At 59.4% G+C, this 6,353-nt stretch carries 5 protein-coding genes and 1 tRNA gene; 1 reads left to right on the top strand and 5 read right to left on the bottom strand.

The window, feature by feature from the left end:
- The first annotated feature begins 50 nt into the window (after positions 1–50).
- Positions 51–2,018, top strand: a complete 1,968-nt coding sequence (gene pknB / locus DXB53_RS09030) for a Stk1 family PASTA domain-containing Ser/Thr kinase (RefSeq protein ID WP_117584200.1) — start codon at positions 51–53, stop codon at positions 2,016–2,018.
- A gap of 280 nt (positions 2,019–2,298) precedes the next feature.
- Here pknB and DXB53_RS09035 read toward each other — a convergent pair.
- From DXB53_RS09035 to DXB53_RS09055, 5 genes are all read right to left on the bottom strand, one after another.
- Positions 2,299–2,374 (bottom strand) — tRNA-Arg (locus DXB53_RS09035).
- Between the two features lie 304 nt (positions 2,375–2,678).
- Positions 2,679–3,077, bottom strand: coding sequence for a DUF956 family protein (locus tag DXB53_RS09040; RefSeq protein WP_117564941.1), 399 nt, complete (start codon positions 3,075–3,077; stop codon positions 2,679–2,681).
- Between the two features lie 120 nt (positions 3,078–3,197).
- Positions 3,198–4,118, bottom strand: a complete 921-nt coding sequence (locus DXB53_RS09045) for a PTS system mannose/fructose/sorbose family transporter subunit IID (protein WP_117564942.1) — start codon at positions 4,116–4,118, stop codon at positions 3,198–3,200.
- Between the two features lie 16 nt (positions 4,119–4,134).
- A complete protein-coding gene (locus DXB53_RS09050; protein ID WP_117564943.1) occupies positions 4,135–4,953 on the bottom strand; it encodes a PTS mannose/fructose/sorbose transporter subunit IIC in 819 nt (272 codons plus the stop codon).
- 18 nt (positions 4,954–4,971) lie between these two features.
- Entirely contained in the window at positions 4,972–5,961 is a 990-nt protein-coding gene (locus tag DXB53_RS09055) for a PTS sugar transporter subunit IIB (RefSeq protein WP_089573275.1), read from the bottom strand.
- Between the last annotated feature and the right edge of the window lie 392 nt (positions 5,962–6,353).

Below are 6,353 nucleotides of genomic sequence, written 5' to 3' on the forward strand. Positions count from 1 at the left end.
TCGTAGGTACTACACACATCGTTGAGCGAATAGTTATGTTAGGAGCAGGAATGGAACAGAGGGTCCTCGGGGGAAGATACCTCCTCAAGGATAAGGTGGGGACAGGCGGTATGGCGACCGTCTACCGTGCGCAGGACCAGGTCCTCGACCGCACGGTAGCCGTCAAGATCATGCTGCCGCAGTATGCTGGCGACGCAACCTTCGCCGCACGCTTTAAGCAGGAGGCCCAGGCAGCAGCCGGTCTCTCCTCCCCCTATATCGTGGGCGTCTACGATTGGGGCAAGGACGGCGACACCTATTACATCGTCATGGAGTACCTGCGCGGCACCGACCTTAAGAGCGGCATCAAGAGCCACGGCGCCCTCGACCCCAAGAAGGTCGCCCAGATCGGCTCGCAGATCAGCTCCGCGCTTTCGGTCGCCCACAAGCACGAGATCATCCACCGCGACATTAAGCCGCAGAACATCATGGTGCTGCCAGACGGCAACATCAAGGTGATGGACTTTGGCATCGCGCGCGCCAAGAACAGCCACCTCACGCAAGACAACAACGTGCTGGGAACCGCCCACTACGTCAGCCCCGAGCAGACCCGTGGTCAGGACCTCGGCCCCACCTCGGATATCTACTCGCTGGGCGTCGTGATGTATGAGTGTGCCACCGGCCGCGTTCCCTTTGACGGTGACGACGCTATCTCGGTCGCACTCAAGCAGGTCAACGAGCTGCCTATTCCACCGAGCCAGATCAACTCCGGTGTCGACGCCGACCTTGAGCGCATCATCCTCAAGTGCATGGAGAAGGACCCGGCAAACCGCTTCCAGACCGCCGAAGAGCTTCGTCAGGTGCTCAACAGCTACCTGTCGGGCCGTGCCGTCAACATCTCGGAGCCCACGCGCATCATCGGTGCCCCCGGCGAGCTGGGCGCCACCAAGACTCGCGAGCTTTCCGATCAGACGCGCGCCATGGTGCGTCCCGTCTCGGGCGTGAGCGGCCAGAATACCGCCCGTAGCTCGGTTTCGGGCTCCACCGGCTCCTACGAGGTCGAAAAGCCCAAATCCAACAAGAACAAGATCATCGCCGCCGTGGTGGCAGCCGTTGCCGTCATCGGTATCGTGGTGGCCTTTGCCACAGGACTCTTTGGCGGCGAGCAGGTCACCGTGCCCGATGTGCTGGGCAAGGACCAGCAGACTGCCGTCGAGCAGATCAAGGAAGCCGGCCTCGAGGTCGGCACCATCGACCAAAGCTACAACGACGATATCGACGAGGGCAAGGTCGCCGAGCAGACGCCCAACGGCAAAACCAAGAAGGCCAAGGGCACCAAGGTGAACCTGGTAATCTCCAAGGGCCCCAAGCCCTCCGAGAAGGTTGAGGTTCCCCGGCTTGTCGGCCTGACCAAGGACCAGGCAGAAGCCGCGCTGGCAAGCGTTGGCCTGAAGGGCAACGCCTCCGAGGAGGCCAACGAGGCCGATGAGGGCCAGGTCTTTGAGCAGGGCACCGAACCCGGTAAGGAAGTCGAGAAGGGCACGACCATCTCGTACAAGGTCTCCAGCGGTCCTGATACCACGTCCGTCCCCGACCTGACCGACATGACCGAGGCCCAGGCGCGCAACGCCCTCGATATGGCAGGCTTTGGCGTCGACGTGAGCTACCAGGAGAACGACTCAGTTACCGAGGGAACCGTGATCAGCTGGAACCCCAGCGGCAAGCAGAAGCCCGGCGCCACGATTACCGTCGTCATTGCCAAGAAGTCCGGCAAGGCCAGCGTTCCGGGTAACCTGTACGGCAAGAGCATCTCCGCCGCCGTCACCGCGCTCAACAACGCCGGGTTCTACAACATCGCGTTCTGCGACCAGAACGGCAACCCCGTGAGCGGCAACGAAAACGCCACCGTTACGGGCGTCTCCCCCACCGGCAAGCAGTCCACCGACAACACGATTACGCTGACGGTTTCGATTTCTGGCTCGGGTTCGGGCTCTGGCTCGGGCACGAGCACGGGCGACGATTCTGGTACGACCAACTAGTCGCCGCCCCACCGCCCATTACGGCTCCCGCCGCAAACATATTCGCTCACAGGCGCCCGCTTGCTCCCCCAGCAAGCGGGCGCTTCGTTTTTGACATGACATGAACCAGAAGAGCCCGGTACCGTGACGGTGTACCGGGCTCGATCAATCTCTGGTGTCCCCGGGCTGATTCGAAAACTCCCCCCGCGGGGAAATTGGTGACGCGGGTGTCGACGGCTCGAACCCTGCCCTTAGACCAGAAGAGCCCGGCACCGTAGCGGTACCGGGCTCGGCAAATCTCTGGTGCCCCCGGGCGGATTCGAACCGTCGACACCCGCTTTAGGAGAGCGGTGCTCTATCCCCTGAGCTACGGAGGCATGTTGTACTAGTGTAGCAGATTTACACGTTGTGATGCAGCGTGTAGCCACTCTTCGAAGTTGCGGTGGAACAGCCCTCCGGAAAGTGCGTCCCACTATCCAGGCAAATTCTGGGTCAGACTTTCCCCATGGGACCTCGCTGGGAAACTGTGTCCCAGAATTTCGACTCGAAACGGGACACGGTTTCCCAAACGGGCCCGTTCCGGAAACTACATCCCGCAATCGGCACTCGAACCGGGATGCACTTTCCCGATCGAGCCTCATGGGAAACCGCGTCACACTTTAGGGGGGCGCTCTTTAATGGCTAGTTGCCTTTGTGGAAAAGGTTCTTGATGACGGAGGGGATGCTCTTGGCGCCCTTGGCCGTCACATCGATAAAGTCGGGCGAACGAACGAGCTTGTCCTCGTCAATGTACTTACGCACCGCGCGAAGCGTTTCCTTGTCATTGCGCGTCGAAAACGTAAAGTGGCCATTCTCTTTGGTAAAGATGGCAAAACGCGTAATCTTCTTGGTGCCGCGCAAAACCTCGGCGGCAATATAGTCGACCTCGTCCCACGGGATTTGGATATAATCCTCGGGATTACGCTCGTTATAGTACTCAAACGCCTTATTGCCCACCATCACGTTACCGTGACTGGTAAGCCCCATCAGGCAGGTTGCCGGCGTTGCCAGATCGACCGTGCTGTTCTGAGATTGCGCCATACGCGCCTCGCCCTCCAATAAAAACAATCGGACCGCATCCAGTGTACCCACCGGGTGCGGCCCGTTTCAATGGCTCAAAAGCCCTTGCCTAGCAACTCTCGGTCTTAAGCCGAAGCGTGCTTACATGAAGCCGCAGACGCGACCGATGATGCCGACGGCGAAGAGAGCCAGGATGATGACGATCGGGCTGACCTTCTTCTTGAGGAGCTTGCAGACCAGAAGGGTCAGGCACACGGCGGCAAGGCCGGGGATGAGCTGATCGAGGTTGGCCTGAAGCGTGGTGACCTTCACCGGGTCGAGTGCGTTGGCACCGACAGAGCTGTACATCGTCAATGCCTGCTTGATGCCCTCAGAACCGGCGGGCAGGTTGGCCCAGTCGATATAGGCGCCAGCGGACTGCGTGACCTTGGAGACGACCGGGGTGAAGGAGATGGACACCCAGCGCTCGACCAGGGCGCCGATGATGAACATACCCAGGATGGAAGCACCCTCGGTGACCTTGCCCATCAGACCGCCGGAGAGGTCCTTGGCGATGGAGGAGCCGACCTTGTAGCCAAACTCCTGCGTGTACCACAGGAAGGCGTAACGGATGATGTTCCACGCGAAGAAGAACAGCAGCGGACCGGCGATGCTGCCGGACAGGGCCAGGGAAGCGCCCAGTGCACCCAGAATCGGGCGAAGGGTGAACCAGAAGGCGGGGTCGCCGACGCCGGCGAGCGGGCCCATCATACCGACCTTGACGCCCTGAATGGCGACGTCGTCAATCGGAGCACCGTTGGCGCGCTCCTCCTCGAGGGCGAGGGTAACGCCAATGACGGGGGCGGAAACATAGGGGTGGGTGTTATAGAACTCCAGGTGGCGCTTAAGAGCGGCAATCTGGTCATCCTTGCTGGTGTAGAGCTTCTTGATCGCAGGGATCATTGCGAAGCACCAGCCGCCGTTCTGCATACGCTCGTAGTTCCACGAGCCCTGAAGGAACTGATGACGGAAGCAAACCTTCTTACGGTCAGCCTTGGTGAGCTGAATCTTGTTCTCTGCCATATGTATCACTCCCCTCCTACTCGTAATCGTTCAGAATGTCGCCGAGCGGGTCACCGGAGCCACCGCCCATGCCGCCACCCTGCTTGGCCAGATCCTTAAGGCCAAGGTAGATGAGGGCAAGGGAGATGCCGATGAGGCCAAGGGCGATCAGCGTGAGCTGAGGGATGGCAGCAAGGACAAAGCCGAGGATGAAGAACGGCCAGGTCTCCTTGGTGGCCATCATGTTGATGACCATGGCGTAACCGACGGAAGCGACCATGCCGCCGCCGACAGCCATGCCGCCGGACAGCCAATCGGGCATAGCGTTAAGCGCGTTGGTAACGGCCTCGGCCGGGATGATGCACAGAAGTACTGCCGGGATGGCGATACGAACACCCTGCATGAGGATGCCGGCGTACTGCCAACGCTCGATGCCGGCGAAGTCGCCCTTCTCGGCGCAGGCGTCCATGGCGTGAACCATAGCGGTAGCCAGGGTACGGCAGATCATGGTCAGGAACAGACCAGCGACCGACAGCGGGACGGCGACGGCGATGGCGGCGGTAACGGCCTTGGCCGAATCGGTGGCGCCGCCGTTGAGGGCGAGCACCATGATGATCGAAGAAGCGACCGAGGCCAGAGCGGCGTCAGGCGCGACGGCGGCGCCGACGTTAGCCCAGCCAAGGGCCATCATCTGGAGCGAACCGCCCAGGAGGATGCCCTCCTGAAGGTGACCGGTTACGAGACCGATAAGCGTGCATGCCACGAGCGGCTGATGGAACTGGAACTCATCCAGAATGCCTTCCATACCGGCAAGCAACGCGACAATCGCAACAAGCAGAATAGTGATTGCAGACATGTATCGGACCCTCCTTTACTATGCTTGAGCGGCCAGTTCGGCCTTAGCTTTCTTCAACATGGCGTCGAGATCCTCGGAGGAATCCGAAGGAACCTTGCGGACCTCGAACTTGACGCCCTTGGCCTTGAGAGCCTCGATGGTCTTGACATCGTCATCGCCCATAGCGACAGCGTTAGTGACGACGACCTTGCCCTTGGAGTGGGCCATGGAACCGATGTTGGCTTCCTTGATGTCGACGCCGGCCTCGATGGCCCTGAGCAGATCCTGCGGGTTCTCGAACAGCAGCATCGCCTTGGTGTCGCCAAAGCGCGTGTCCTTGACGACCTCGGCCATCTTCTTGATAGGCACGACGTTGGCGTGGACTCCCGGAGGGGCAGCCTGCTCGATCATGGTCTTGCGGAGCTCGTCGTGAGCAACGCCGTCGGAGACCACGATGATGCGGTTGGGGTTGATCTGCTTGGTCCACGTGGTGGCCACCTGACCATGCAGCAGGCGCGTGTCGATACGGACGTGGGCGATCTTGATGTGCCCGTCGCCGATCACCGTTCCCGGAGGAATGGCACCCGCAGGAGCAGCGGCGGCCGCAGCCGGCTTCTTCTCCTCGGGCTCCAGAGACTCGGGCTTGACGCGCACGCCGGCCTTAGCCTCAGTCACGAGATGTTTTGCGATCGCATGTGCAGTGTTCTTTGCGTCAAAGCGCTGCGAATATGCCTCGATGAGCATAGGCAGGTTGACACCGGTGACGATAGCCCAGGAATCGTGGCCCTCGATGAGCCCGCTGATCTGGTTGAACGGCGTGCCGCCCCACAGATCAACGAGGAAGAGCACCTGCTCCTGGTCCTCGAAGGAAGCGATTGCCTCCTCGACCTTGGCACGGAAGTCGTCGGGGCCCATGCTCGGCTCGAGCGAGACCACGGCAACAGACGGCTGATCGCCAAAGACCATCGAGCCCGTCTGCTTGATTCCAGCCGCCAAGTCACCATGGCTAGCAAGAACAATACTTACCATCACATAACCTCCTTTTTGTCTACGTAATTCCTACACGACAGTTATGGAGTATAGCTGCAAATACAGCAGAATTGTTTGAAAAACTGCAAAAGGTAGCATTATTTGTTTAAACGTCTTGTTTTGTTACAAGTTGATTACATTCCAGTATTTTGGCTGATTTGCTGCTGAGGATTGATAGCTGATCTATTTACATGACCGAATTGAGCACGCTGTTCATTATTGCCGGTTTTAAACAGACACAAATGTGCTCGCGTTGAGGCTATTTCGTTTAAACAGATGGTGCTTGACTAATGGTAAGAAATATGCTCTAGCAAAGTAGTCGTTAGGGACGTTCTTTAATGACTAGTCGTTTAAGAACGTCCATTACAGTCGAAATTGTCAGCCCGGGACCG

The organism is Collinsella sp. OM04-5, from assembly GCF_003439125.1.
Taxonomy (GTDB): domain Bacteria; phylum Actinomycetota; class Coriobacteriia; order Coriobacteriales; family Coriobacteriaceae; genus Collinsella.

Excerpts from the sequence above, each read along its gene's own strand:
- pknB (WP_117584200.1), top strand. The coding sequence starts at position 51 with ATGGAACAGAGGGTCCTCGGGGGAAGATACCTCCTCAAGGATAAGGTG.
- DXB53_RS09040 (WP_117564941.1), bottom strand. The coding sequence starts at position 3,077 with ATGGCGCAATCTCAGAACAGCACGGTCGATCTGGCAACGCCGGCAACC.
- DXB53_RS09045 (WP_117564942.1), bottom strand. The coding sequence starts at position 4,118 with ATGGCAGAGAACAAGATTCAGCTCACCAAGGCTGACCGTAAGAAGGTT.
- DXB53_RS09050 (WP_117564943.1), bottom strand. The coding sequence starts at position 4,953 with ATGTCTGCAATCACTATTCTGCTTGTTGCGATTGTCGCGTTGCTTGCC.
- DXB53_RS09055 (WP_089573275.1), bottom strand. The coding sequence starts at position 5,961 with ATGGTAAGTATTGTTCTTGCTAGCCATGGTGACTTGGCGGCTGGAATC.